The sequence below is a fragment of the Rhizobium sp. CB3060 genome, assembly GCF_025200735.1.
Classification (GTDB): Bacteria; Pseudomonadota; Alphaproteobacteria; order Rhizobiales; family Rhizobiaceae; genus Rhizobium.
On sequence record NZ_CP104158.1, the window covers coordinates 2,807,113 to 2,834,086 of the forward strand.

The window sequence follows — 26,974 nt, forward strand, 5'->3', positions numbered from 1 at the left end:
AGCCGGGAGAGAACAAAAAGGCCCGCACCGTCGTTGCTTCAGATGTCCTCGCATTTTCCGGTTGGCCGGAATAGCGACTGGAGGGGTTAATTCCAAGTACCTTACCGATTTTCTCACCACATCGAGGATCGGCGGACACCCACGGGCACGTGCGACTTTGGGCTGAACCCGAAATAGGAATATTCGCCGACATAATCAAGAATTTTTTTCGCCTATGCCCGAAAAAAATAATTGAACAAATCGGCGCATTTTGTTCAATAACTTGCGACAGTTAACGAGGGCTTCGCCATGGACACTTTGACCCGGATTCGCGCCTTCATCGACGTGGTCGAAGCAGAAGGTTTCTCCGCGGCCGCCAGGAAAACCGGACGCTCCAAGGCGCTGCTCTCCAAATATGTCCGAGAGCTCGAGGATGAGCTTGGCGCGCTTCTGCTCAATCGCACCACCCGGCAATTCTCGATGACCGAGGCCGGCCACACCTATTACCGCACCGCTTCCGACATATTGAAAGAAATCGACAATCTCGCCGATCTCGTGCGCGAGAACAATCAGCAGCTTAAAGGGCGGCTTCGTGTTTCCGTGCCGCGTACCTTTGTCGACGCCGATGTCGGGCAATCGCTGATCGACTTCGCCAGGGAGAACCCCGATCTCGCGCTGGAGATCGCCGCCGAAGATCGATTCGTCGATCTGATCGAGGAAGGCTTCGACGTTGCAGTGCGCGTCACCAAGCTTGAGGATTCCGGCATGATCGCCCGCAAGATCTCGGATTTCCGCGTTCATCTTTGTGCAACCCAGGAATTCCTCGATCGTTATCCGACGCTGGAGCATCCGAGCGATCTTGCGCGTGTGCCTTTCATTATCGACACCAACAATCGCTCACAGGGCAATGTTCGCTTCGTCGATGCCGACAGCTCGACCTTTAATGTCGCGATCAATGGCACGCTCGAAGTCAATAGCCCGCATGCGACGCTGCGCGCGGCTTTGGCAAGCTTGGGCATTGCCGTCGTGCCGGACTTCATCGGCCGCAAGGCGATCGAAAGCGGGCAGTTGCTGACGCTGTTCAACGATTATCTTCCGACCGATCGCGGCATTTATGCTGTCTATCCGCACCGTCGTTATCTCCCGGCCAAGGTGCGCATCTTCGTCGACTACCTCCATAGCTGGTTCCGCAAGCACGGCTGAGCCCTTCAGCTCTGCCAACCGGTCCCAATTCCGTCTCATTTCCTGACCAGAAGTCGAGGTGAATCAATGCTCGCGAAGCACATCGGACGCATGAGAAAATCCACGCCTATCTCTATTGCAGCCCTCGCCGGAGGTCTGATGCTCGCGCCTGTTGCGGCATCGGCGCATCCGCATATCTTCGTGGAAGCGCGGCTGGAAGTGCTGGCGGGCTCCGACGGCGCCGTGCAGGAGCTACGCAATGTCTGGCGCTTCGACGAGGTCTTCTCCTCCTCGGTGCTGATGGATTTCGACAAGAACACCAATCTGAAGCTCGATCCGGACGAGCTCAAGGAAGTCGGCAAAACGGTGCGCGATTCGCTCGCCGACTACGACTACTACACAAACCTGACGCTGAACGGCAAAGCCATCAAGGTGAACAAGCCCGACATCATCAATGTCGACTACAGGGACGGCCAGCTCCTGATGTTCTTTGCCGTCAAGCCGTCCGAACCGATGCCGCTCAAGGGCAACAAGCTGAGCTTCGGCATCTACGATCCTACACTCTATACCTCGATCGATTTCCCCAGCGACAATGAGCTGGTGACAGAGGGCGATGGCTTCAAAGGCTGCACGCAAAAGGTCGTGCGCCCCAATCCGGACGAGGTCATCGCCGAAAACAAGTCGACTTTGACGGATGCCTTCTTCAACGATCCGACGGGAACGACCATGTCGAAGCTCTTCGCAACGCGGTTAGACGTTCAATGCTGACGTTCCGGATAGCGCGGTTGCTTCCGGCTATGGCCCTCGCCTTCCTAGCGATGGCAAGCCTCGCCCACGCCACCGGATCGCCGCTCGGTATCGGCACGGCGGAGCCGAGCTTCCAGCCGGTCGGAGGGCCGCTGGCGCCGATCTTTCTCTATGTGAATTACGAGCAGCAGGCCTTCTATCGGGCGCTCACCAAATCCATCGAGGCCATGCGCCAGGACCCTTGGCAGCTCTGGACGCTGATCGGCCTCTCCTTCGCCTACGGCATCTTCCATGCCGCCGGCCCCGGCCACGGCAAGGCCGTCATCTCCTCCTACATGGTCGCCAACGAGATCGAGCTGAAGCGCGGCATCATCATCTCGTTCATTTCGGCCTTCATCCAGGGCCTCGTCGCCGTCCTCGTCGTCGGTGCCGCTTATTTCGTGCTGCGCGGCTCGGGCATCACCATGACGATGGCCACCAATGCGATGGAGATCACCAGCTTCGTGATGGTGATCATCTTTGGCGGCTGGCTGCTGTTCCGCAAGCTGCGCTCGATGATCCAGGCCCGGCCACAGCGCCAGGAAGTGCAGCTCGCGACATCGGTCGGCCCGATCAGCATGTCGCTATTCGAAGATGCTCCGAACGGCTCCGCTCCCGCCCAAAGGCTATCGCACTTCCGCGCAGCGCCGCAGACGGGCAACCGCTATAATTGTGACGATCCGACGCATGATGCGGGCAATGGCATGGTCTGCGAGACCTGCGGCCATTCGCATCTGCCGGATCCGAAAATGCTGTCGAATGAAAATTTCAGTGTCCGCGAGGCCTGGTCGGCGATCATCACCGTCGGCTTGCGCCCCTGTTCCGGCGCCCTGCTGGTCATGACCTTCTCGATGCTGAACGGGCTCTATCTCGGCGGCTTGCTATCCGTCATCGCCATGTCGGTCGGCACGGCGCTGACCGTGTCGCTGCTCGCCATCATCGCTGTCTTCGCCAAGGGCACCGCCGTGCACTTCACCGGTCGCGGCTCGAGGCTCTCGATGTGGGTCGGCAATGGCATTGAGATTCTTGGCGCGCTGCTGGTCATCTGCACCGGCATCGTTCTGCTCGGCGCATCGCTGCAGACTTGACGCTGCGGACTACCGGCTGTTGCGCCTCTGGTAGCGGGCTCTCAGCCAGAAGACCAGGAAGAACGCAAGGATGACGAGGACGCCGAAGCCGGTGCCGAGCCATGGCGAAACATCGCCGAGCCGGAGGATGATATCCGGCATCAGGTACAGCAGCACCATGGCGGCCAGCAGGATAATGGCGGCGGCGATCGCCGTGGAGCGGGTTTCGCTTTTCTTATCCGTCAAAATGGCCAATCCTCCGCGCACTGCTGCTTACTTTCCGGCGAAGGCTTAGGCCAGCCGCCCGCGAAAGGCAACCGGCCCTTTCCTGGCAACGATCAGACCTTGGCGCTCACGACCGTCGCTTCGATGTGATCGACCAGCGCGTCGGGGAGACCGAGCCGGCCGGCGAGAAGATCGAGATAGCCGCGCTCCGCCCGCGAATCCGGCTCGATCGCCAGGCGCGACGCAGCGTAGACCTGCACGCGCTGCTCTTCCGTTTGCGCCGATGCGACGATGGCGTCGAGATCGACGGGATTGGCAAGCTCGCGCTCGAAAAAGGCTTCCGCTTCAGCACCGACGCCCGCTTCGTGCACCTTGCCGAGAATATGCTGCCGCTCGGCATCGTCGATATGCCCATCGGCGCGAGCCGCGGCGATCATGGCGCGGACCAGCGAAAGTGCAAAATCATTGCTGGCAATCGCCGGCGCAGTGCTGAAGCCGGAATTGGAAGGCGGCGGCAGAAATTGCGGCTCCGCCTGCTGGGCAGGCTGCGGCGCCGGCTGTGGTGCATTGCCGGCCTGATAGTTCTTGTAGGCCTGATAGCCGAGCCCGGCGATGGCGGCGAGACCACCGAGCGTCAGTACGTTGCCGGCAATGTCGCGGCCAGTCTTCGTGCCCAGCAGCACGCCGGCGATGGCGCTGGTCGCCAGCGGATTGTCCCTGGCGAGATTGATGGCCTCGCTCGCCTTGTCTCTCACGCTTCCCTGCATTCCCGGAACTTGCGATCCGAGGAACTGGTCCAGAAGCTTGCGGGCGTCGATCATGTGGATGGTCCTCCGTCCTTTGTGAAGCATGATCCCAGTACGCAGCGGTTTTGGGACGAGATCATGCGCAAACGAAATTGCGAGAGGGAGATAGGAAGGTAGGACCGCAAATACAAATCCGCTGAAAAGCAAAAAGGGCGCGCATGAAGCCATGCACGCCCTTTAATCGACTTTTCAGGAAGGCTCAGCCCTTCAGCGCGGCGGCTTCGGCGGCGAGCTTGGTGATCCCGGCCCAATCGCCGGCCGCGACCAGTTCCTTCGGCGCAACCCAGGAGCCGCCGACACAGATGACGTTCGGCAGCGACAGGTAATCATGGGCGTTCTTCAGCGAAATGCCGCCGGTCGGGCAGAACAGCGTGCCGGCCAGCGGCGAAGACAGTGCCTTCAGATAGGCAGCGCCGCCAGCCTGTTCGGCCGGGAAGAACTTCAGCACCTTGTAGCCTTCCTCACGCAACGCCATGACTTCGCTCGCCGTCGCCGCACCCGGCAGCAGCGGAACGTGGGAGGTGCGGGCCACATCAAGAAGTTCCTGCGTGGTGCCGGGGCTGACGATGAATTTGGAGCCGGCCTCGACGGCAGCTTCCCACTGCGCGACATTCAGGATCGTACCGGCGCCCACTTCGGCGCCTTCGACTTCCTCGGCGACGGCCCGAACGGCATCCAGTGCACCGGCGGTCCGCAGCGTAATCTCGATCGCCTTCAAGCCGCCGGCGACAAGCGCGCGGGCGAGCGGAACGGCCGACTTCGCATCTTCCACGATGAGGACGGGGACGACAGGCTGCAGTTTCAGGATGGAAAGAAGCTTTTCGGTTTTCTCGCCCATGGTCGGCGTGCTCCCTTAAAACGATTGAAATCCGGTTTCCGAATAGCCTTCCCGAGGGTCCTTGTCGAGACAAAAGCTAAGTTTGAATACAACGGGTAGGAAATGCCGATAAGTTACGTTAGTCTATTTAAATGGGATGCGGGCGGAGCATGTCGAGCATATGGCAAAAGAGATCGAGCGAAAGTTTCTGGTCCGTGGCGATCATTGGCGAGACCTCGTTTCCGAGAAACTCACCCTACGGCAGGCCTATGTCGCCTCGATGGACGATCGTTCCGTTCGCGTTCGCCTGACGAACCACACGGTCGCGACCCTGACGATGAAGATCGGCAAGGCGATGATCCGGGATGAATTCGAATATGAAATCCCCGTCGCCGATGCCGAAGAGCTGCTCGGCAATGCCATCGGTCTGGTCATAGAAAAGATCCGCTACAAGGTTCCCTTCAAAGGCTTCGTCTGGGAAGTCGACGTTTTTCGCGGCATGCATCGCGGCCTGGTGATCGCCGAAGTCGAGATGGAAGACGAAAGCGACGATCCGGAATTGCCGGACTGGATTGGCCGCGAGGTGACCGGCGAATACCGCTACTCTAACCAGGCGCTCGCGACGCAATTCGAACAGGAATACGATGAGTTATCGCATTCGGCCTGACCTGCCGCGAAGCATTGGAAGCGCTGAAAGCCGCCTCCTTCGGCAGCGGCCGGCGCCAGACCGCGCGTATCTTTCAAAATAGCTGGCGCAAGACCGGTCGTAAGGCGACGAGGGCACTCTCAGAATGCCATGCCGAAGCTCATACCGACCAGTTTCACGAGCTGCGCAAACGCAGCCAGGATTGCTGGATGCATCATGCGCTGCTGCGCGACATCTGGCCGGCAGCCATGCATGCAAAACAGCTCGAAGCCAAGGCGCTGGTCGATGTGCTCGGCCGCTATCTCGATCTGTCGATACTATCCGAGGTCACCGATCGCGAGCCGCATCTCTTCAACGGCAGCGACGACCGCGCCCGCCTGCTGGAGGCAATCATCTCTCGCCAGCAAAGCGCCCGCCAGGAAGCACTGACCAAAGCACGCTGGATTTTTTTCGGATAAGCCGAAGCGGGAAGCGCGGACGATCAGACGGCTTTGGCTGGAAGCGGGGGATTGAGGAAACCAATTCCGTCCGCCCAGGACAGGCAAGCAATTTCTCGCGCTCGGTAGCGATTGTCGCCGATCGCTCCCAGTCGAAAGCCGTCCGACGCAACAGCGATTACGTCTCATTAACTGTAACGTACTTGTTACTTTTCAGCATCGTGCCAACGTTTCGACTTCATCGAGTTGGGAGGACACGACGATGTTGAGAATTGGAACATTATTTCTCGCCACATTGAGTTTAACCGCCGTTTCATTCGACCGGGCAAGCGCCCAGCAGGTCACAGGCGAACCTGGTTCGCCCAGCGCAACAACGACGATCGACGGAAGATATCTTCCGAACCCGCCCGCGGCATTTGGCGGACAAATTGGCCTCGACGCCAAGAACTCCAAACCTTATTGGCCGCCGCAGATTGTGCCCCCAAGGGCGCGCCGAATATCCTGCTCATCATGACCGATGATGCGGGTTACGGCGTTGCTGGCACTTTCGGCGGCGTCATCCCGACGCCTGCCCTGGATCGCGTTGCGAAAGCGGGCCTGCGCTACACGCAGTTCCATTCGACAGCGCTCTGTTCTCCGACGAGGGCAGCGCTGATTACCGGACGAAACCATCATTCGTCGGGTTTCGGGGTCATTTCCGAGCAGGCAACCGGTTACCCCGGTTACGATTCCGTCATTGGGGTAAACAACGCCACGATCGGTGAAATTCTGAAGCAGAACGGCTTTGCAACGTCTTGGTTCGGCAAGAACCATAACACCCCTGCTTTCCAATACAGCAGTGCCGGGCCGTTCGATCAATGGCCCGTGGGGATGGGCTTCGAATATTTCTACGGCTTCATGGGCGGCGACAGCAACCAATGGACTCCATACTTGTTCCAAAACACGACCCAGATTTTCCCCTGGGTTGGCAAGCCGGACTACAACCTTATCACGGACGAAGCCGACAATGCCATCGACCATATCAAGCAACTGAATGCAGCCGCTCCTGACAAACCGTTCTTCGTCTATTTCGTACCCGGAGCTACCCATGCGCCTCACCATCCGACCCAGGAGTGGATAGACAAGTTCAAAGGCAAGTTCGACATGGGTTGGAACGAAATGCGCGAACAGATTTTCGCCAACCAGAAGCGGCTCGGGGTCATTCCCGCGAATACGCAGCTAACCCCATGGCCTGACGACCTGCCGAAGTGGGACAGCTTAGATGCCGACAGCAAGAAGCTGTTTGCACGACAGGCTGAGGTTTTCGCCGCCTATGTCGCCTATTCCGATCACGAGATCGGAAGAGTGATCCAGGCGGTCGACGACCTGGGCAAGCTCGATAACACGCTTGTCATCTACATCGAAGGCGACAACGGTACGAGTGCCGAAGGCAGCACTCTTGGCACCCCCAACGAATTGATCACCATCGAGGGTATGCAGATTCCGGTCGCGGATCAGATGAAGTTCTACGACGTCTGGGGTTCCGACAAGACGTATCCGCATATGTCGGTGGCCTGGTCCTGGGCCTTTGACACGCCGTTCAAATGGACGAAGCAGGTCGCCTCGCATTTCGGCGGTACGAGGCAGGGCATGGCTATGGCCTGGCCAGCACGGATCAAGGAAGCCGGCGGCATCCGCAGTCAGCTCCACCATGTGATCGACATCGTTCCCACCATTCTCGAGGCGACTGGAATCCAACCTCCTGTCATGGTCAACGGCGTGGCGCAAAAGCCGATCGAAGGTGTCAGCATGGCCTATAGCTGGGACAATGCCCAAGCCCCGTCAGCGCGCACGACGCAGTATTTCGAGATGTTCGGCAACCGCGCGATCTACAATGACGGCTGGATCGCAGCCACGACGCCGCCCGCAGCGCCTTGGCTGATGGGCACGACCAAAATGCCCGACGTCGTCGATGGCTACAAATGGGAATTGTACAACCTCACGGAGGATTTTTCGGAAAACAACGATCTCGCCGCCAAGATGCCGGACAAGCTGCACGAGATGCAGGAATTGTTTCTCATGGAAGCGGCGAAATACAATGTCTTCCCGCTTGATAACTCTATCCTGGAGCGTCTCCTCACCCCGCGGCCGAGTGCCACGGCCGGGCGAAATAACTTCACCTATTCAGGCGTGATATCCGGTATTCCGTCCAGCAACGCTCCGAGCATCGTGAACAAATCGTACACGATCACCGCGGAGGTGGAGATACCGCAGGGTGGTGGTGAAGGCATGCTTGTCACCACGGGTGGACGCTTTGGCGGATACGGTTTCTATCTGCTCAAAGGCAAGCCGGTGTTCCTGTACAATTTTGTCGATATGGAGCGCTTTCGCTGGGAAGGTCATGACGCCTTGGCACCCGGCAAGCACACCCTTGTGTTCGATTTCAAATCCGATGGCCCCGGTTTCGGCAAGGGCGGAACGGGCGTCCTCAAGGTGGATGGTACCGAGGTTGCCAACGAGAAAATTCCACACACAATTCCAGCACTGATGCCGTGGGATGAAACCTTCGATGTGGGGGTCGATACGCGGACAGGCGTAGAGGACAACGACTATCAGGTGCCGTTCCCCTTCAATGGAAATATCGGAAAACTGGAAGTGGCGTTGCAGCCGTAGACAATGCCGGACGGGGGGACATTGATACCGATGTCCCCTCAATCCCGCTGCAGCCGCCTCTCAGAGAAATTTCTCCATCCGGAAATTTTCGAGCGTCTGCCCGCGCTTTTCCACGATTTGCGATGCCAGGACGCGGAAGCCTCGTCGCTCGAAAAACGCTCTGGCGGTAAGGCTCGCTTCCGTAAAAATGCGCCCGAGCCTCTGTTTTCTTGCCTCTGCCTCGACCGTCGTCAGGAGCAGGCTGGCGGCACCCATGCCTTGATAATCGGGATGGACAAACATCATATCCAGGAGCCCATCGGGCACCAGATCCGCAAATCCGATCGACACGTCCCCATATTGAACGATCCAGGCCGGCCTGCTTGACCGTCGTTTCGCCCACGCGTCCCTGTCTTCCACCTTGGCCCAGGCGTCGATTTGAGCTTGGTTGTAGTCCTTCGACGCCACCTCCCGGATTGCTCTCAGGAATATGTCCATGGTCAGATCGGCATCCGCGGGGACATATGGTCTTACCATCAGCATGTTGTCAGACACATCAACCTCATCGCCGCGCAACGATCGTTGCTGCACACAAACGCAGACTAGCACGAGTCGTATAACGGCCACCGTAATGCCATCAGATAAATCCCGATTGCTTGCCGACGCGCAAAATTGTATTTCCGCGGCATGACAGACATCCTTTCCACTCCGCGGCATGAGGCAGGGGGCGCGTTCCTCGTTGCCGCCCTCTATCATTTTGCCTCCTTCCCGCGCTTCGAAGCCCTGCGCGAGCCGCTGCTTGCGCTCTGTGAAGCAAACGGCGTCAAGGGTACGCTGCTGCTCGCCCATGAGGGCATCAACGGCACCATCGCCGGCACCGATGCAGGCATTGGCGCCGTCCTCTCCTTCCTGCGCGCCCAGCCGGAATTTTCGACGCTGGAGCACAAGGAAAGCCGGGCCTCGAAAATGCCCTTCGTCCGCATGAAGGTGAAGCTGAAGAAAGAGATCGTCACCATGGGCGTCGAGAACATCGACCCCACCAAGATCGTCGGCACTTATGTCGCGCCGCAGGACTGGAACGCGCTGATCTCCGACCCCGACACCATCGTCATCGACACACGCAACGACTACGAGACGGCGATCGGCGTGTTCAAGGGCGCGGTCGATCCGAAGACGAAGACATTCCGCGAATTTCCGGAATGGGTGCGCCAGAACGAGGGCCTGCACAACAAGCCGAAGATTGCTATGTATTGCACCGGCGGTATCCGCTGCGAGAAGGCGACCGCCTTCATGAAGGAGCAGGGTTTCGATGAAGTTTACCACCTCAAGGGCGGCATTCTGAAATATCTCGAAGAAGTGCCCGCCGAGGAAAGCCTCTGGGAAGGCGCCTGCTTCGTCTTCGACGAGCGCGTTTCCGTCGAACATGGCCTGAAGGAAGGCAACCACAAGCTCTGCCATGCCTGCCGCAACCCGATCACTGCGGAAGAGGTCACGTCACCCTTCTATGAAGCCGGCGTCTCCTGCAGCCATTGCTATCACGACCGCACTGAGGAAGACCGCAAGCGCTTCCGCGAGCGCCAGCGCCAAGTGATGCTCGCCCGCAAGCGTGGCCAGGAGCATATTGGCGGCTAAAGCGCATCGCGATCTCTGGGATTCGCCCTTGCGCTTTAGGTTCTTGATTTTGCGCATGTCGTTATCGCAAAACCGCTGCACACTTTTGCGCGACATGCTTTAGGGAATTTAGGCGGCTGCGTCGCGCTCGACGTCGAGCACGCGAGCCGTCTGCGCCATCAGCCGCTTGCTGATCTCGGCTTCCGGCAGCGGTTTGCCGAAGAAATAGCCCTGCAGCTCGTCGCAACCGAAGTGCTCCAGGGCGGCCCCCTGCTCTTTCGTCTCGATGCCTTCCGCCGTCACGGGGATGTCGAGCGAACGCGCCAAAGCCACCGTTGCCTGCAGCATCTCGCGGGCGCGGCTGTCTTCCAGCACATCCATGGTCAGCGACCGGTCGATCTTGATGCGGTCGAAGCCGAATTGGCGGAGATAGCCGATCGACGAGAAGCCCGAGCCGAAATCGTCCAGCGCCACCTTGACCCCAAGCCGTTTCAGCCGCTCGATCGATTGGCGGGTGCGCTCGGGGTTCTGGATGATATAGCCTTCGGTGATTTCCAGCGTGACGCGTTCGGCTTCGATCTCCGTATGGTTCAGGACATGCCGAACATAGTCCGCGAAGGCGGGGTTGCGGAACTGTCCGGGTGAGACATTGACTGCAATCCGCAGATCCGGCCATTGCCGCGCCGTCTCGCAGGCTTTTCTTAGTACGAACAGCCCGAGTGCTTCGATCAAACCACTGGTTTCGGCGACAGGAATGAAGGCTTCAGGCGAAATCGGCCCGTGACCTGGCCTGTTCCAGCGTACCAACGCCTCGACGCCAGTGATCTCATGGCTCGTGGCGTCGACCAGCGGCTGGTAGGCGAGCGTCAGCTCTTCTTTTTCGATGGCATTGCGCAGATCCAGTTCCAGTGCATTGCGCTCCTCGCGATCGGCATCCATCGCCGTCTCATAGCAAGCCATACGGGCGCGTCCGGCTTCCTTGGCCTTGTACATGGCTAGGTCGGCGCGGCGCACCAGCTCCTCGCGGCCGATGCGGCCCTCCGGCGAGCTGGCAATGCCGATACTGGCGCCGACGACCACCACGCGGCGACCGATCTCCAGCGGCTCGGCAAAGAAATCCAGCACCTGCTCGGCAAGCCTGAGCGCCGGCGCATCGTTCAGTTCCTTGGTCGGAAAGGCGACGGCGAATTCATCGCCGCCGAGCCGCGCAAGAATCGCCTTCGGCGGGATAAGCACATTCAACCCGGCTGCGACGGCGCGGATCAACTGGTCGCCAGTGCCGTGGCCATAGGAGTCGTTGATTTCCTTGAAACCGTCGAGGTCGAGATAGAGCAACAGGACATTGCTGCCGTCGGCGCGGGCGCTCTCCACTAGTCGGTCGACATCGAGACGAAGACCCTCCCGATTGAGAAGGCCGCTGAGCCGGTCCCGCAGCGAGCCCTGCCGCGCCAGCGCCTCTTCCGCCCTGAGCCGGCGTCCTGCCAGAGACCCCAGAATCAGCAGCACCAAGAAGAACATGCCGACCAGGCCGAGTGCACCAACCACCAGCGGACGGGCCTGTTGATAGCTGACGTCACCAGGCCCGCGCGAGGTCCAGACCAGCCGCCCGAGCGGCTTGCCAAGCGGATCGACGATCGAAACGGCATAGCGCGCAATCGTATCCGGCGGGACCAGCTTGAGGCCGCTGATGACATAGGTATTGGAAAGCATCTTGATCTTGGCTGCATCGAGGTGCCGGACGAAGATCAAATAGCGGCGCTTGCCTTCCGGCACGGGGATTCGGCCGGATTTTTCGCGGATTGTCCCCACGCCAACGGCGGCGATGCCCTTATTGGTCATCACATAGCCGCTCGCCTCCGGAACGCTGGTCACCCGCGCCTTGCGCACCTGATCCACCAAGGCCCAGAGCGAGGGACCGAAGACATCCTCGATCCTGTCGGTCATCGGCTTGCCGTCCTGATAGGCAATAATCGGCTTGTTATTGTCGTCGACCACCAGCGCCATGTCGAACAGGGCGCCATCCGAGGACATCTCGCCGTAGTTGCCGGCGATCCAGTCCTGGTCGTTTTCATCGTAGACATTCCTGGCGGCGGTGTTGCGCGCAGCATAGTCATGCAGCGTGGCATCGAGCAGGCCTTCGAAGGTCTTCAGCGCACCGGCAGTGGTTTCCCAGGAGCGTTCGTCATCCAATTTGTTGGAATAGTCCGCGACGCGGCCGATCGCTGTCAGCACCATCAAGGTAACCACAGTGACCACCAAAGCGAACGAAAACAAAACGGCCGTCACGATGGAATGACGACCGATTTGCGTATTCCGCTGGATTGACTTGAAAACTGCACCCAACGCACTTCTCCTTGACTTTGGAGTGTGCCGTCAGGTCTTCAAGAAACGGTTAAAGCGAGCCTACGATTCTTGCAGGAAATGGTTGTATATTTATCGGTATCGCAGGCATTCATGCGGATGCGCGGATCGCCTGTGCAAAACGATCGAGGCTGGCTTGCAACGTGCCGTTCTGTTGCGCCTCCGCCAGGGTCGTCGCCTGCGCCTCATCGCTCTTGCCGGCGAGCGGCACACGCAGAAAAGCCTCCGGCACAATGCGGAGCGACATTGTCTTCAGCACCTCGGTCAGTTGTTCCAGCACAAGATCGCCTCGATGCGAGGCATGCGCAAACATCAGCGGCTTGAACGGCACTTCGTCGCGCGACACCAGCCAATCCAATGCGTTCTTGAATCCGCCGGGAATGCCATGGGCATATTCCGGGCAAGAGACGATCACCCCGTCTACATCGCGGATTTTCGCGGCAAAGGTTTCGACAATAGGAGGCGTCCTGTCGCCCTCATGATCGGGATTGAAGATCGGCAGGCTGCCGATCAAATCGCAGATTTCGATGGAAACGCCGTCTGGCGAAATCAGCCGCAGGGCTTCCAGCAACCGAAGGCTGGTCGAGGCCTGCCTTTGGCTGCCGCAGAGCGCGTAGAGGGAGAGCGGACGCTGGATCATGCCCAAGGCTTATCAGGTGCCAGCGATTCGGGCGACCTTCCCCCTCTTTCGGAAGGAGCCGAAAGGCGGCATCAAGCCGCCTTGTGGTTCCCCTTCGGGAACTGACCGGCGAGTTCACGGTACCACTTGCCGCTCTTCTTCACCGTCCGCACCTGCGTCTCGTAATCGACGTGCACGAGGCCGAAACGCATGCGATAGCCTTCCGCCCATTCGAAATTATCCATCAGGCTCCAGGCGAAATAACCGCGCATGGGATAACCGTCCTTGATCAGGTCGGCGACCACGCCGAGATGGTCGATGTAGTAATCGAGGCGCGGCTGGTCGTCGACTTCACCGTTGACGACCTCCATGTTGTAGCAGGCGCCGTTTTCGGTGATGTAGCATTCCGGCAATTCGTAGCGCTTGTAGAGGTCCTGCACGACATGCTTCAGGCCCGGCGCGTAGATTTCCCAGCCGATGTCGGTCTTCACGTCGCTTGCAGGCGGCGCTTCCTTCGTCCAGGGGAAATCGCCGCTCTTGGACACGTCATCGGCGACACGCATCGGCATGTAGTAGTTCAGGCCCCACCAGTCGAGCTTCTGGTTGATGATCTTCAGATCGCCATCCTCGACAACAGGCATGCGGTCGCTGAGTACCTCGACGAATTCCTTCGGGTACTGCCCCTTGAAGATCGGATCGAAGAAGGCACCGTTGTGGAACTGATGCGCGCGCTCGACGGCAGCCTGATCTTCGGCGCTATCGGAACCCGGAAGGATCGAGGCCGCATTCAGCACGATACCGACCGGCACCTTCGGCGCGACGGCCCGGATTGCCTCGACGCCGAGACCGTGCGCGAGGTTCATGGTGTGCATGGCATAAAGCGCGGCCTGCATGTTACGCTCGCCCGGCGCATGAACGCCATAGAGATGGCTGAGCCAGACAATGCACCAGGGTTCGTTGAAGGTGGCAACCGAATCCAGACGGTCGCCGAGGCGTGCCATGACGGTCTTGGCATAACGCTGATAGGCATAGGCCGTGGAACGTGCCGTCCAGCCGCCGTCGCCGGCGAGCGTCAGCGGCAGATCCCAGTGATAGAGCGTCGCGAAGGTCTTGATGCCACGCGCCTTACAGCCATCGACGAGACGATCGTAGAAATCGAGGCCGGCTTCGTTCACCGGGCCGGTGCCGTCCGGAATGATGCGCGGCCAGGCGATCGAGAAGCGATAGGCTTCGACGCCCATGTCCTTGATCAGATCGAGATCCTGTTCCAGCCGGTTGTAGTGATCGCAGGCGACATCGCCGTTGTGCCGCTGATAGACGCGGCCCGGCATGTTCGCGAAGGCATCCCAGATCGACGGCTTGCGGCCATCCGCCTTGGTGGCGCCTTCGATCTGGAAGGCGGCAGTGGCAACGCCGAACGTGAAATCGCCCGGGAAACGGGCAGCGAAGCTCTTTGGATCAATCATGACTAATCTCGTTTCTTTCAAACGGCGGGACGGCGGTTGATGCGATCGACCGCGCTCACGATATTGGGCCCGCGCGCGGTTTAAACCAACGAAAACGTCCTTGTACAGTCCTGAAATGACAAATCTGCAACGTTGCAGTTATAAGTCGAAAAGCATGGGACGGCGGACAACCCGCCGCCCTCTTACTCGCAGATCAAAGCTTGACCCAGGCACCGTTACGCTTCGAGGAAGCAACGCAGGCCTCGACGAAAGCCACACCCTTCACACCGTCATCGACGGTCGGGTAAACCACGGCCGGATCGACCGCCACGCCCTTCTTGCGGGCATTGATGGCGCGCGCAGCCTCGGTGTAGATCGTGGCGAAGGCTTCGAGATAGCCTTCCGGATGTCCCGATGGGATGCGCGAAACACGCGCCGCGGCCGCACCGGAGCCTGCGCCATTACGGGTGATCAGGCGCTTCGGCTCACCGAATGGCGTGTACCAGAGATAGTTGGGATCGGCCTGCGTCCATTCGAGGCCGCCCTTGGTGCCGTAGACGCGGACCTTCAGGCCGTTCTCATGACCCGGTGCCACCTGGCTGCACCACAGCATGCCCTTAGCCGGCTTCTCCGAACCCTTGGCTTTGAAGCGCAGCAATAGATGACCATTGTCGTCCAGACGGCGGCCTTCGACGAAACTGTCGAGATCGGCAGCGAGGCTATCGAGTTCCAGGCCGCTAACAAAAGAGGCGAGATTATAGGCATGCGTGCCGATATCGCCGGTCGAGCCACCCGCGCCGGACTGCGACGGATCGGTACGCCAGGCCGCCTGCTTCTGGCCCGACTGCTCGATGTTTTCCGTCAGCCAGTCCTGGGGATATTCCGCATGCACGATGCGGATATCGCCGAGCTCGCCATTGGCGATCATCTCGCGCGCCTGGCGAACCATCGGATAGCCGGTGTAGTTGTGCGTCAGGATGAACAGCGCGCCGCTCTCGTCAGCCACCTTCTTCAGCTTCTTGGCGTCGGCAAGATTGGAGGTCAGCGGCTTGTCGCAGATGACGTGGATGCCGCGCTTCAGGAATTCCTTGGCGGCATCATAGTGAACATGGTTCGGCGTGACGATCGAAACCGCTTCGATGCCGTTCTTCAGTTTGGCTTCGCGGATCGCCATCTCGCGATAGCTGGAATAGGTGCGGGACGGATCGAGACCGAGATCACGGCCCGAAGCGATAGCCTTGTCCGGCGAGGCAGACAGCGCGCCGGCGACGAGATCGAACTGGTCGTCAATGCGCGCGGCGATACGATGCACCGCACCGATAAAGGCGCCCGCGCCTCCGCCCACCATGCCAAGCCGAATGCGCGGCTCTCGCGTCTGCTCCGATGATCCTTCGATTGCCATATGGTCCTCCTGAATGAATTAGAATTCGCCCCTCGCGGGGGAAGATTTGGTGCCTGCTGTTCCAAACAACCCGCCTCGCCCTTCGAGGGCCCTGCGGGCCACCTCAGGGTGAGGCTGATCTTTTGCGCCGAAACCCGCGCTCCTCCATCCATTGATGCCACGGATGGCTCCTATGAAAATTCGCCAAAGCCCGCTCCACCTTCATCCTGAGGTGCGGAGCCTCCTGAGCCTTGCGAAGGAGTGAAGCCTCGAAGGACGAGGTGGCCTCCACCTTCCCCGCCCCTTCGACAAGCTCAGGACGGGGAGAAGGGACCTGGCTCTAAAGCCCCAGCATGCGCCGGTTGGCCGCCTGATCCGTGCCGCTGCCGGCAAAGTCGTCGAACGCCTTTTCGGTGACGCGGATGATGTGCGACTTGACGAATTCGGCACCTTCGCGTGCGCCGTCTTCCGGATGCTTGAGGCAGCATTCCCACTCGACCACGGCCCAGCCGTCGAAATCATTGGCGGTCAGCTTCGAGAAGATCGAGCCGAAATCGACTTGGCCATCGCCCGGTGAACGGAAGCGGCCAGCGCGGTTGACCCAGCTCTGATAGCCGCCATAGACGCCCTGACGTCCGGTCGGATTGAACTCCGCATCCTTGACGTGGAACATCTTGATGCGGTCCTTGTAGATGTCGAGGTGGTCGAGATAGTCGAGGCACTGCAGGACATAGTGCGATGGGTCGTAGAGCATGTTGGCACGCGGATGGTTGCCGACGCGTTCCAGGAACATCTCGAAGGTGACGCCGTCATGCAGGTCTTCACCGGGATGGATTTCGTAGGCGACATCGACGCCGCAGGAATCGGCATGGTCGAGGATCGGCGTCCAGCGGCGGGCGAGTTCGTCGAAGGCGGTTTCGACCAGCCCGGCCGGACGCTGCGGCCAGGGATAGAGGAACGGCCAGGCGAGCGCGCCGGAGAAGGTCGCATGCGCCTTGATGCCGAGATGCTTGGAAGCCGACAGCGCCATCTTCACCTGCTCGACCGCCCATTCCTGGCGAGCCTTGGGATTGCCCCGCACTTCCGGCGCTGCAAAGCCGTCGAAAGCCTCGTCATAGGCCGGATGCACGGCGACGAGCTGGCCCTGCAGATGGGTGGAGAGCTCGGTGACTTCGACACCGTTGGCGCGGGCGACGCCGGCGAATTCGTCGCAATAGTCCTTGGAGGAGGCCGCCTTCTTCAGGTCGATGAGCTGGCCTGCCCAGGTCGGCACCTGCACGCCGACATAGCCGGCGTCGGCAGCCCATTTCGTGATCGAATCCCACGAGTTGAACGGCGCCGCGTCACCGGCGAACTGGCCAAGAAACAGGCCTGGACCCTTGATCGTCTTCATGCGTAATTCCTCCCTAATTGCGTTCTGTAAACGTTTCCGATGCCTTTCCGGCCCATATCCGAGGCGGCCGGGACGCCGTAACCTCAAAAAACAATAGGGTCGTCAGGATGAAAGTCGAATGCCTTGCGACCTAATCATGGCCAGTCGCCGACGGCAAGAGGTACGTGCCGCAAAATTTCCTCGGGCCGCGAAACGAAGCGGCGGAACATTTAAAAAGCGCCCGCCGGAACCGGCGGGCGCCTCTGTCGGAATCCGTGCCGATCAGAACGGCGAGTCGGGGAAGTAGAAATCCTTGGCATTGTCCTTGGTGACCAAGGTCGCGTCCAGGATATAGTTGCCGCGAACCGGAACCTGATCGTAGAAGTTGGCGGCCGTCAGTTCCATGGCCGTCCCGACCATTGCCGGCGGATAGAGCACATCGACCGGGATCAGCTTGTCGCCGTCCATGACCTTCTTGACCATGTCCTTGGAACCAGCGCCGGCGATAATGTACTGGATGTCGGTACGCTTGGCCTGGTCGATCGCCTGCAGCACGCCGACAGCCATATCGTCATCCTGGCACCAGACGACATCGATCTTCGGGAACTTCGTCAGATAATCCTGCATGACCTTGAAGGCGTCGTCGCGGTTCCAGTTGCCGTACTGCCGGTCGAGAACCTTGACGTTGGAGCCGGCAATGCCCTTGTCGAAACCGTCCTGACGCTGCTGGTCGATCGGGATCGGCAGACCACGGATGACGACGACCTGAGCATTCGGTGTATTGGCCTTGATATACTCGCCCGCCGTCTGGCCGAGAGCAGGATTGTTGCCCGCAACATAGAGGTCGCGGACGGAATTGTCGTTGTTGCTCGGCGCGCGGTCGACGAGAGCAACGAACTTGCCCTTGTCCTTGACTTCCTTGATCGCATTGACCAGCGGATCTGGATCCGACGGCAGGATCACGAGAGCGTCGATGCCCTGAGTCTCAAGGTCCTGTACCGCATTTGCCTGGCTTGCGGCGTCGGGCGAGGTCTTGACAATGACATTCAGCCCCGGATGTTCGGCCATCAAGAGTTTGGCGACGCGTTCGGCATGGAAGACGACGCCGGAGGTCCAGCCATGGTCCGCCGCCGGAATGGAAACGCCGATGGTGACCTTTTTGTCCTCGGCATGAACCGCACTGGCCAGAGCCACCAGCGCGACGGCCAGACCAAATAGTCTTTTACGCATATTTCATCCTCCCAGATAGAAACAGGGCATTGTCCTAATGACCGGGCGCCCCTTAGACCCGGTTATTGCTGTTTGCGAGCAAGCGAGCGCTGGACGAGCATGGCGATGATGATGATCGCGCCCTGGATAGCGCTGAGCAAATACTCGCTGATGAAATTGGAAAGCAGCATGATGTTGCCGACCAGCTCGAGGATGAAGGCTCCGCAAACGGTACCCCATACCCTGCCCGCGCCGCCCTTCAGCGCCGTGCCGCCGACGACGACGGCCGTGATTGCCTGCAGCTCCCACAAGCTACCCGTCGTCGCCGATGTCGAACCAAGCCGCGGCACGTAGAGAAGCACGGCGATCGCCACACACAGGCCCTGGATGACGAAGGCGATGGTGCGCACGCGATTGACCGCCACGCCGGAATAACGCGCAACGTCGCGGCTGGAGCCGACGGCGATGACATGCCGCCCGTAACGGGTGCGATAAAGAATGAAGGCCGCGATGCAGGTAACGACAATGATGACGACGATCGGCACCGGCACACCGAGCACGGAGCCGTAATAAGCGGGCTTGTACAGCGCCTGCAGGTTCGCCGGGCGCAAGGTGATCGCGCCGCCCTGCGACAGCCAAGTCGTCAAGCCTCGGTAGACACCCATCGTGCCAAGCGTCGCAATGAACGGCTCAATCTTACCCATGGTCGTGATCAGACCATTGGCCAAGCCGCACAGGAGGCCGGCGACGATCGAGAACAACACGGCCGCCGCCAACATCAGGCCAGGATCGGCGATGACACCGGAGTTCATCAAGAGGATCATCAGGCTTGCGACGAAGGCGACCATAGCGCCAACGGACAGATCGAGATCGCCCGCCGAGATGACGAAGGTGGCACCGACCGCGATAATCGCAATATAGGCGCATCGCGTCGCGACATTGGTGAGATTGGTAATGCCGATGAAGTTCGGGTTGACCAGTGCGCCTACGATCAGAAGCAGCACCAGCGCTGCAAACGGTGCCACGGCCCTGAGATCGACATCACGCCAGGAACGCCCTCGCCGACCGGTCTTGCCGCTGCTGTCTTCGCCCACGCTCATAACCAAAACCAACCTCCCATCCCAATGACTGCTGGGAATTCGCCCTGCCTCTGCTGCCCGTTCAGGCAGCGGTCTTTTTCTTCAGGCCCGCCGCATAACGCATGATTTCCTGCTCGGAGATCTCGTCGCCTTCAAGCATGCCGACGATCCGGCCCTCGCGCATCACCGCGATCCGCGTGCACAGCCCGATGACCTCGGGCATTTCCGAGGAGACCACGATGATCGAATGGCCATCGCGGGCCAGTGCCGAAATGAAGTGATAGATCTGCTGCTTCGTGCCGACATCGATACCGCGTGTCGGCTCGTCGATGATGATGATCTGCGGGTCGGTTTCCATGACCTTGGCCAGAAGCAATTTCTGCTGATTGCCGCCGGACATGCGGCCGGCAACGATATTTCCGTCGCGAACCCGGATGTCGAAGCGCCGGCGCGCCCGCGTCAGCGCACTGGCCTCGCTGGAGGCGCTGAGATAACCGAACTTGCCGTGCCGATCCAAGGATTGGAGGGTCAGGTTGACGGCCATGCCGGAATTCAGAAGGAGACCCTTGGACTTCCGGTCCTTGGTCATATAGGCAAGCCCGGCATCGATGGCCGCATGCACGTCATGCGGCGGCACCGTTTGGCCATTGGCAACGACCTCACCGGCGGCGCGTGAGCGCAGGCCGACGATCGCTTCCATCAGCTCCGTCCGGCCCGAGCCGATCATACCGGAAAAGCCCAATATCTCGCCCTTGCGCAGCTCGAAGCTCGCATCGTGAACGTAGCCGGTCGAAAGCGAGCTGACACTGAGCACGACTTTCTCGTCGACATCCGGCTCGTTCTTGGCCGGATAGAGGCTGGAAAGCTCACGCCCGACCATCAACTGGGCAATCGATTCGCCGTCGAGCAGCGAGGTTTGCGATGTCTTCACCCACTGGCCGTCGCGCAGGACCGTGACGCGGTCCGTCAGCTCCATGACTTCGTCGAGCTTGTGCGACACGAACACGAAGCTTGTTCCCTGGTCCCTAAGCTTGCGCACCTGCTTGAACAGGAAGTTGGTCTCCTCCCGAGACAAGACGGCGGTCGGCTCGTCCATGAAGACGATCCTCGCATCCCGGCTGATCGCCTTGGCGATCTCCACCATCTGCTTGTCGGCGATGGAAAGCGTGCCGATCAGCGCATTCTCGTCGACATGCGAACCGAGGAGATCGAGGACACGCCGCGTTTCGGCGCGCATATATTTGCGATCAAGCACACCAAAACGCGTGACTTCGCGACCGAGAAACAGGCTTTCGGTCACAGTCAGATGTTCGGCTAGATTGAATTCCTGGTGGATGATGACAATGCCGAGCGCTTCGGCGCCACCGTTGGGCGGCAGCTTCACCGGCTCACCGTCAAGCAGGATCTCGCCGGAGCTTGGCTGCTCGAAACCGGAGAGGACTTTCACGAGCGTCGACTTGCCGGCGCCGTTCTCCCCCATGAGCGCATGGATTTCGCCGGCCCGAAGATCGAAATTGACGCTGAACAGCACCTGCACGCCGCTGAAGGACTTGGAAATTCGCCTCGCGGACAGCACCACCGCGCCGTCGACGGTCTCCGAACTCATTATTTCCTCCCTGTGGCCCCACACCACTTCCATGTTGTGTAAACCTTTACATACTCTGTGTAAAGGTTTACATCATTGCATGTCGCACAATTTTACGCGGTCGCCTTTGATCTCCGCGGAAGTCTGTGTAGTGTCCGGTCCGAGACGAGACCCAAGGCAGAGCGCAGTGTCTAATTCCACGCCCGCAACCATCGAAGACGTCGCCCGCATTGCCAATGTTTCGATCGCTACGGTCTCGCGGGCAATTCATATGCCTGAAAAGGTCGCGAACTCGACGCGGCTGAAGGTCAATCAGGCGATCGCGATCACCGGTTATACCACCAATGCCATGGCGCGCAGCCTGCGGCTCGGTCGATCGAACATGATCCTCGTCGTCGCACCCGATATCGGCGATCCTAATTTCTCCAACATTCTTATCGGGTTGGAAAATGAGGCGCGCTCGCACGGCTACGGCGTCCTGATCGGCCACACGCAGAACGATGCGCAACGCGGGCTGGAATATCTGAAGTTCCTGAATTCCAACCAGGCGGCGGGCTTGATCCTGTTCACCGGTATCCTGCCCTTCGGACACCAGACGATGACGGCGCGGCTTCCGCCGAGCGTCGGCGTCTTCGAGCCGGTCTTCAACGGCGGCATTCCCTATGTCGGCGTGGACGATATCGCCGGAGCGCGCAAGGCGGTCGACCTTCTGATTGCCGAGGGTCATCGCAAGATTGCATTCATCGGCGATTCGCGCACCCGCCTCGCCTATAGCCGGCGCCGCATGGGCTACGAGGCTGGACTGGATGCCGCCAACGTCAGTCCCGACCTTCGTATCGTATTCGAGGGCGACGGCACCATCGAGAGCGGCAGGCTGGCCGTCGAGCAGCTTTTCATGCGCGACACGCTGCCGACTGCCTTCATGTGTGTCAACGATCAGACGGCCATTGGCGTGATGATCGGGCTGAAAGCGCGCGGCTACGACATTCCCGGGGATTTTTCGGTGACCGGCTTCGACGATGTGCCGCAGGCCGTTTTCATGTCACCCTCGTTGACGACGATCCGGCAGCCGCGAACCGCCATCGGCAAGCATGCAATGTCGCTCCTGATTGAGCTGTTGTCGGACGGCCAGCCGGCTGAGACGGAAATCTTGCTGCGGCCGGATTTGGTGGTGCGCAACTCGGTCTCGGCGCCGTCCCGCGCCCGGCGATAAGGACATAGCCGTGCCGCTCGGCAGACTCGTCCTTTATGCCCGCGACGTGGACGCGACGATCAGCTTTTACGAGAAGCATTTTGGGTTCAAACCGCTGCGGCAGGACGGCGATCGAATTGTCGAGCTGCTGGCACCGGACGGCGGCGCCAATCTGATGATCCATCCGGCAGGAAAAGCACAGAAAATGGGCCAGGTGCTGGTAAAGCTGGTCTTCGACGTCGAGGATGTGGAAGCCTTTCGCGCCAAATGTGCCGGCAACGGACTTGAGTTCGGCCCCTTGCACCAGGCCGACGGCTATGCGTACGCCAACGCCAAGGACCCCTGCGGAAATTCCATATCCATTTCCAGCCGCGCCTTCCGGCGATAATCTGGGAGGCGATGAACCACCGCCTCCCGGTTTTGTCGATCAAACGTAACGATTGACGATGTTTTCCAGCAGTTCCTGCTTGCCGGACTTCGGCTGCGGATTGATGTCCTTGCTCTCGACCCATTGAGCGATCTGATCGAGCGAATATTCGCCGCGCAGCAGCTTCTGGCCTTCAGCCGAATCCCAACCGGCGTAACGGTCGGCGAGCGGCTTGGAGAGCGCCTTGTCCTCGATCATCTTGGCAGCGGCCTTGAGGCCACGGGCGCAGCAATCCATGCCGCCGATGTGACCGATGATCAGATCTTCCGGATCGAGCGACTGACGGCGCAGCTTGGCGTCGAAGTTGGTGCCGCCGGTCTTGAAGCCGCCGCCTGCCAGCACGTGGTAGTATGCGAGCGACATTTCCGGAACATTGTTCGGGAACTGGTCGGTGTCCCAACCGGACTGGTAGTCGTTGCGGTTCATGTCGATTGAGCCGAAGATGCCGAGCGCGTTGGCAAGCGCCAGTTCGTGCTCGAAGGAATGGCCGGCAAGGATCGCATGGCCCTGCTCGATGTTGACCTTCACTTCGTTTTCAAGGCCATTCTTCTTCAGGAAGCCGTAGACGGTCGCGACGTCGTAATCATACTGATGCTTGGTCGGCTCCTGCGGCTTCGGCTCGATCAGGATCGTGCCCTTGAAGCCGATCTTGTGCTTGTACTCGACCACAAGGTTGAGGAAGCGGCCCATCTGGTCCAGCTCACGCTTCAGGTCGGTGTTGAGAAGGGTTTCGTAGCCTTCGCGGCCGCCCCAGAGAACGTAGTTTTCACCGCCGAGTTTGTGCGTTGCGTCCATGCAGGTCTTCACGGTCGCAGCCGAGAAAGCAAAGACATCCGGATCCGGGTTGGTGGCGGCACCTGACATGAAGCGGCGGTTGGAGAACAGGTTCGCCGTGCCCCACAACAGCTTGACGCCCGTCTCGGCCTGCTTCTCGGCGAAGTAATCGACGATCTCGTTGAGGTTCCTGGTGTTCTCGGCGAAATTCTTGCCTTCCGGACGCACGTCGGCGTCATGGAAGCAGTAGTAGGGCGAGCCGAGCAGGGTGAAGAATTCGAAGGCGACGTCAGCCTTCAGCTTGGCCGCTTCCATCGTGTCCTGGAACCAGGGGCGCAGAAAGGTCTGGCCGCCGAAGGGGTCGCCGCCCGGCCAGGTGAAGGTGTGCCAGTAGGCAACGGCAAAACGCAGATGGTCTTCCATGCGCTTGCCAAGAACCACTTCATCCTTGTTGTAGTGGCGAAAGGCCAGCGGGTTGGTGCTCTCAGGCCCTTCGTACTTCACTTTCTTGATGTCACCAAAAAATCCGGTGCCCATAACTCATCTCCTTGGGTTTGGTATTCGATATTGTTTCGTCGCTGGTAGCGCGCCCTCATCCGACCCTTCGGGCCACCTTCTCCCTGCCGGGGAGAAGGTATGGGTGGCTGCAGCAAGCTCGATCTCACCCTCTCCCCTCGGGGAGAGGGCAGGGTGAGGAGTATTAGCCGGCGCTCAGCGACTTGATCGCCGGATAAAGCGCGCGGTAACGCTTGTAGGCATCCTCGTAAGCACCGCCCAGCGCTATGACCGGTTCGATCGTGCCGGCGGTTTCCGGCGGCGTGCAGACCGCGACCGGATCGGCGCCGGTTGCCGCGATCAGGCCGAGACGGGCAGCGCCAAAAGCGGCTCCGAAATCGCCGTCGGCCGGCAAATCGACGGGAACGCCGAGCGCCGTCGCGATCGAAGCCAGCCAGTAGCGCGAACGCGAGCCGCCGCCGATGGCGGTAACGCGGGCGATATCGGTTCCCGCCGAGCGCAGCGCTTCGAGATTGTCGCGAATGGCAAAGGTGACGCCTTCGAGCACCGCCTGGGTGAGGACGGCACGGCTGCTCTCATGGCCGAGACCGATGAAAGCACCACGGATGATCGCATCATTATGCGGGGTGCGTTCGCCGGAAAGATAGGGAAGGAAGGTGACGCCAGACGGTGCCTTCAGCGCATCCCCCAATTCGCTGGTCAGTTCGGCGGCGGATTTGCCGGTGACATTCGAATGCCAGTTCAACGCATCGGTCGCCGACAGGATGACGCCCATCTGATGCCATGTGTTCGGCAGCGCATGGCAGAAGGCATGAACGGCGCTTTCCGGCTTCGGCAGGTAGGAGCCGTTGGCAGCAAAGAGCACGCCGGAAGTACCGAGCGAGACAAAGGCGGCGCCATGGCTGACCGTGCCCATGCCGCAGGCCGAGGCGGCATTGTCCCCTGCCCCGCCGGCCACGACGACGTCGCCGGCGATACCCCACTTCGATGCCAGCTCGCCGCGCAGCTTGCCGGCGACTTCGGTGCCTTCCACCAGCGTCGGCATCTGCTTTTCATCAAGATTGGTAGCGGCGAGCAGCTCGGAAGACCACTTGCGCTTGCCGGTATCCAGCCAGGACGTGCCGGCGGAGTCGGACATTTCCGACATGTGCTCGCCCGTCAGCCACAGGCGCAGATAATCCTTCGGAAGCAGCACCCAGCGCACTTTGGCGAAAATGTCAGGCTCATGCTTGGCGACCCAGGCGAGCTTCGGCGCGGTGAAGCCGGGGAAAACGATATTGCCGGTCAAGGCGCGAAAGCGCGGATCGGCATCGAGGGCGGCGGCTTCCTGATAGCTGCGCGTGTCGTTCCAGAGGATGCAGGGACGCAGAACCTTGTCATCCGCATCGAGCAGCGTCGCGCCATGCATCTGGCCGGACAGACCGATGCCGCGCACGGCAGCCAGCTCCTTCGGGTGCGCTGCCTTCAGGCCAGCAACCGCCTCCTCGGTGGCACGAACCCAGTGCGCCGGCTCCTGTTCCGACCAGCCCGGATGCGGCCGCGACACGTCGAGCCCGCCATTGGCCGATCCGATGATCTTCTGGTTGCCGTCGATCAGCATCGCTTTGACGCCGGACGTTCCGAGATCAAGACCCAAATACATCAGATGTAACTCCCTATGCTCTGCCGCAGATTTTGATGATCAGGGCAGATTGTCCTTCAAGAAAATGTCGAGGCGGATGCGCTCCTGGCCGGCGATGACATCCTGGCCGTCCGCCGTCGCCTTCATGACGCGGATGGCACTGCGCACCTCATGGCCGGCGTCCTGGTTGAGAACGGCATCGATGGTGCCCTCCTGCAGCGCTGCGCGTGTATGTTCCGTCAATTCGTGGACGACGACCGTCAGCCCGCGCCCCTGCCCTGTCTCCTTCAGCGCCCTGAGCAGACCGCGATTGCCGGCGCCGAGACTATAGACGCCGATGATGCTGTTGCTGCCGGAAAGCGTTTCCGAGACGAGCGTGTTGGCGATTTCCGGATCGTCGCGGCCTTCCAGCACCGGCAGCAGGCGCAGTTGCGGAAATTCCTCCGCCATGACGGAGGAAAATCCTTCCAGACGCTCCCGATGGTCGCGCACCAACATGGAGCCGGCGAGAACGGTGACATCGCCTTTCTGCCCGCCGAGAAAACGGCCGAGCAGCCGGGCAGCCGTCCGGCCCGCAGCAATATTGTCGACGCCAGCATAGTGGTGCCGGGTGGAGTCGGTGAGATCGGAAACGAGCGTGACTACAGGAATTCGTGCCGCCACCAGTCGGTCGACGGCGGCGCGGACCTCCGGCGCATCGGTCGCCACCAAAGCCACGCCGGCGAGATTCAGTCCCTGCAGCGCGTCTAGCGCGGCAACCAGCGCCGGCGCGTCGAAGGCGGGCACCTCGACGATGCGAATCTCGGTGCGATCGAAGGTCGAGCGCATCATCGCCTGACGCACCTCGGCATAGAGCCCGTTCATGAAGGAATTGTCGCCGGTCGGCAGGATGAAGACGAGCGGATAGACGCGGCCCTTGGCAAGATTGGCTGCCGCCACGTCGCGGACATAGCCGATGTCGCGAATTGCCGCTTCCACCTTCTCGCGCGTCACGAGACGCACGCCCGGGCGCCGGTTCAGCACGCGATCCACGGTCGCGAGGCTGACGCCCGCAGCAGCGGCGATGTCGTAAACGGTGGGTCTCATCGGCTCCTCCTGGCGAAATCCTTTACTGCGATTTCTGATGTACGTAAATCAAAAACTTTTGAAACCTGAAATTCCCTGTCGACAAGCACAAAAGAAAAAAGGCCTCTCGATCAGAGAAGC

23 protein-coding genes and 1 pseudogene are annotated in these 26,974 nt (G+C 60.3%); 9 read left to right on the top strand and 15 right to left on the bottom strand.

Annotated elements, in window-relative coordinates:
- Nucleotides 1–288 precede the first annotated feature (288 nt).
- The 3 genes from N2601_RS13595 (at nucleotide 289) to N2601_RS13605 (ending at nucleotide 3,035) form a co-directional block, all read left to right on the top strand.
- Nucleotides 289–1,182, top strand: coding sequence for a LysR family transcriptional regulator (locus N2601_RS13595; RefSeq protein WP_104824311.1), 894 nt, complete (start codon nucleotides 289–291; stop codon nucleotides 1,180–1,182).
- Nucleotides 1,183–1,272: 90 nt separating this feature from the next.
- Nucleotides 1,273–1,929, top strand: a complete 657-nt coding sequence (locus N2601_RS13600) for a DUF1007 family protein (RefSeq protein WP_199773487.1) — start codon at nucleotides 1,273–1,275, stop codon at nucleotides 1,927–1,929.
- Nucleotides 1,923–3,035 (top strand): nickel/cobalt transporter, encoded by a 1,113-nt coding sequence (locus tag N2601_RS13605; RefSeq protein ID WP_104824313.1) that lies wholly within the window; start codon nucleotides 1,923–1,925, stop codon nucleotides 3,033–3,035. The genes N2601_RS13600 and N2601_RS13605 overlap by 7 nt, the downstream gene beginning before the upstream one ends.
- Before the next feature lie 9 nt (nucleotides 3,036–3,044).
- Here the strand turns inward: N2601_RS13605 and N2601_RS13610 are convergent, their stop codons facing one another.
- The 3 genes from N2601_RS13610 to N2601_RS13620 form a co-directional block, all read right to left on the bottom strand.
- The gene (locus N2601_RS13610; protein WP_199773488.1) at nucleotides 3,045–3,260 is read right to left on the bottom strand and encodes a hypothetical protein; all 216 of its coding nucleotides are present in this window, start codon (nucleotides 3,258–3,260) and stop codon (nucleotides 3,045–3,047) included.
- A gap of 92 nt (nucleotides 3,261–3,352) precedes the next feature.
- Nucleotides 3,353–4,060, bottom strand: a complete 708-nt coding sequence (locus N2601_RS13615) for a tellurite resistance TerB family protein (RefSeq protein ID WP_104824315.1) — start codon at nucleotides 4,058–4,060, stop codon at nucleotides 3,353–3,355.
- Between the two features lie 184 nt (nucleotides 4,061–4,244).
- Nucleotides 4,245–4,883 (bottom strand): 2-dehydro-3-deoxy-phosphogluconate aldolase, encoded by a 639-nt coding sequence (locus N2601_RS13620; RefSeq protein WP_104824316.1) that lies wholly within the window; start codon nucleotides 4,881–4,883, stop codon nucleotides 4,245–4,247.
- 160 nt (nucleotides 4,884–5,043) lie between these two features.
- Between N2601_RS13620 and N2601_RS13625 the strand changes: the two genes are divergently transcribed.
- The 3 genes and pseudogenes from N2601_RS13625 to N2601_RS13635 all read left to right on the top strand — a co-directional run bounded on the left by N2601_RS13625 (nucleotide 5,044) and on the right by N2601_RS13635 (nucleotide 8,597).
- Complete coding sequence (locus tag N2601_RS13625) at nucleotides 5,044–5,529, top strand: CYTH domain-containing protein (RefSeq protein ID WP_104825212.1); 486 nt, start codon at nucleotides 5,044–5,046, stop codon at nucleotides 5,527–5,529.
- A 14-nt stretch (nucleotides 5,530–5,543) separates the two neighbouring features.
- Entirely contained in the window at nucleotides 5,544–5,966 is a 423-nt protein-coding gene (locus tag N2601_RS13630) for a CHAD domain-containing protein (RefSeq protein WP_245463895.1), read from the top strand.
- Between the two features lie 241 nt (nucleotides 5,967–6,207).
- Nucleotides 6,208–8,597 (top strand): annotated as a pseudogene (locus tag N2601_RS13635) (arylsulfatase).
- 60 nt (nucleotides 8,598–8,657) lie between these two features.
- Here N2601_RS13635 and N2601_RS13640 read toward each other — a convergent pair.
- Nucleotides 8,658–9,119: a GNAT family N-acetyltransferase gene (locus tag N2601_RS13640; RefSeq protein ID WP_104824317.1), complete on the bottom strand. Its 462-nt coding sequence runs from the start codon at nucleotides 9,117–9,119 to the stop codon at nucleotides 8,658–8,660.
- Nucleotides 9,120–9,263: 144 nt separating this feature from the next.
- Here N2601_RS13640 and trhO point away from each other — a divergent pair, with 144 nt between their 5' ends.
- Nucleotides 9,264–10,208, top strand: a complete 945-nt coding sequence (trhO, locus tag N2601_RS13645; protein WP_104825213.1) for an oxygen-dependent tRNA uridine(34) hydroxylase TrhO — start codon at nucleotides 9,264–9,266, stop codon at nucleotides 10,206–10,208.
- A gap of 108 nt (nucleotides 10,209–10,316) precedes the next feature.
- Here the strand turns inward: trhO and N2601_RS13650 are convergent, their stop codons facing one another.
- The 8 genes from N2601_RS13650 to N2601_RS13685 form a co-directional block, all read right to left on the bottom strand.
- A complete protein-coding gene (locus tag N2601_RS13650; RefSeq protein ID WP_104824318.1) occupies nucleotides 10,317–12,530 on the bottom strand; it encodes a bifunctional diguanylate cyclase/phosphodiesterase in 2,214 nt (737 codons plus the stop codon).
- 109 nt (nucleotides 12,531–12,639) lie between these two features.
- Nucleotides 12,640–13,185: an NADPH-dependent FMN reductase gene (locus tag N2601_RS13655; RefSeq protein WP_104825214.1), complete on the bottom strand. Its 546-nt coding sequence runs from the start codon at nucleotides 13,183–13,185 to the stop codon at nucleotides 12,640–12,642.
- Nucleotides 13,186–13,259: 74 nt separating this feature from the next.
- A complete protein-coding gene (locus tag N2601_RS13660; protein WP_104824319.1) occupies nucleotides 13,260–14,633 on the bottom strand; it encodes a GH1 family beta-glucosidase in 1,374 nt (457 codons plus the stop codon).
- Nucleotides 14,634–14,826: 193 nt separating this feature from the next.
- Nucleotides 14,827–16,014 (bottom strand): Gfo/Idh/MocA family protein, encoded by a 1,188-nt coding sequence (locus N2601_RS13665; RefSeq protein ID WP_104824320.1) that lies wholly within the window; start codon nucleotides 16,012–16,014, stop codon nucleotides 14,827–14,829.
- Nucleotides 16,015–16,333: 319 nt separating this feature from the next.
- Nucleotides 16,334–17,386 carry a sugar phosphate isomerase/epimerase family protein gene (locus N2601_RS13670; protein WP_104824321.1) on the bottom strand — a complete coding sequence of 351 codons (1,053 nt, stop codon included), beginning with the start codon at nucleotides 17,384–17,386 and terminating at the stop codon, nucleotides 16,334–16,336.
- A gap of 261 nt (nucleotides 17,387–17,647) precedes the next feature.
- Nucleotides 17,648–18,595 carry a substrate-binding domain-containing protein gene (locus N2601_RS13675; protein WP_104824322.1) on the bottom strand — a complete coding sequence of 316 codons (948 nt, stop codon included), beginning with the start codon at nucleotides 18,593–18,595 and terminating at the stop codon, nucleotides 17,648–17,650.
- A 62-nt stretch (nucleotides 18,596–18,657) separates the two neighbouring features.
- Nucleotides 18,658–19,674: an ABC transporter permease gene (locus tag N2601_RS13680; protein WP_104824323.1), complete on the bottom strand. Its 1,017-nt coding sequence runs from the start codon at nucleotides 19,672–19,674 to the stop codon at nucleotides 18,658–18,660.
- A gap of 61 nt (nucleotides 19,675–19,735) precedes the next feature.
- Entirely contained in the window at nucleotides 19,736–21,259 is a 1,524-nt protein-coding gene (locus N2601_RS13685) for a sugar ABC transporter ATP-binding protein (RefSeq protein WP_104824324.1), read from the bottom strand.
- Between the two features lie 166 nt (nucleotides 21,260–21,425).
- On the opposite strand from N2601_RS13685, the gene N2601_RS13690 reads away from it, so the two are divergent.
- Complete coding sequence (locus N2601_RS13690) at nucleotides 21,426–22,451, top strand: LacI family DNA-binding transcriptional regulator (protein ID WP_104824325.1); 1,026 nt, start codon at nucleotides 21,426–21,428, stop codon at nucleotides 22,449–22,451.
- A 10-nt stretch (nucleotides 22,452–22,461) separates the two neighbouring features.
- Nucleotides 22,462–22,818 carry a VOC family protein gene (locus N2601_RS13695; RefSeq protein ID WP_104824326.1) on the top strand — a complete coding sequence of 119 codons (357 nt, stop codon included), beginning with the start codon at nucleotides 22,462–22,464 and terminating at the stop codon, nucleotides 22,816–22,818.
- 39 nt (nucleotides 22,819–22,857) lie between these two features.
- Here N2601_RS13695 and xylA read toward each other — a convergent pair whose 3' ends face one another.
- The 3 genes from xylA to N2601_RS13710 form a co-directional block, all read right to left on the bottom strand.
- Nucleotides 22,858–24,168, bottom strand: a complete 1,311-nt coding sequence (xylA, locus tag N2601_RS13700) for a xylose isomerase (protein WP_104824327.1) — start codon at nucleotides 24,166–24,168, stop codon at nucleotides 22,858–22,860.
- 163 nt (nucleotides 24,169–24,331) lie between these two features.
- The gene (gene xylB / locus N2601_RS13705) at nucleotides 24,332–25,789 is read right to left on the bottom strand and encodes a xylulokinase (RefSeq protein ID WP_104824328.1); all 1,458 of its coding nucleotides are present in this window, start codon (nucleotides 25,787–25,789) and stop codon (nucleotides 24,332–24,334) included.
- A 39-nt stretch (nucleotides 25,790–25,828) separates the two neighbouring features.
- Nucleotides 25,829–26,854 (bottom strand): LacI family DNA-binding transcriptional regulator, encoded by a 1,026-nt coding sequence (locus N2601_RS13710; protein WP_104824329.1) that lies wholly within the window; start codon nucleotides 26,852–26,854, stop codon nucleotides 25,829–25,831.
- Between the last annotated feature and the right edge of the window lie 120 nt (nucleotides 26,855–26,974).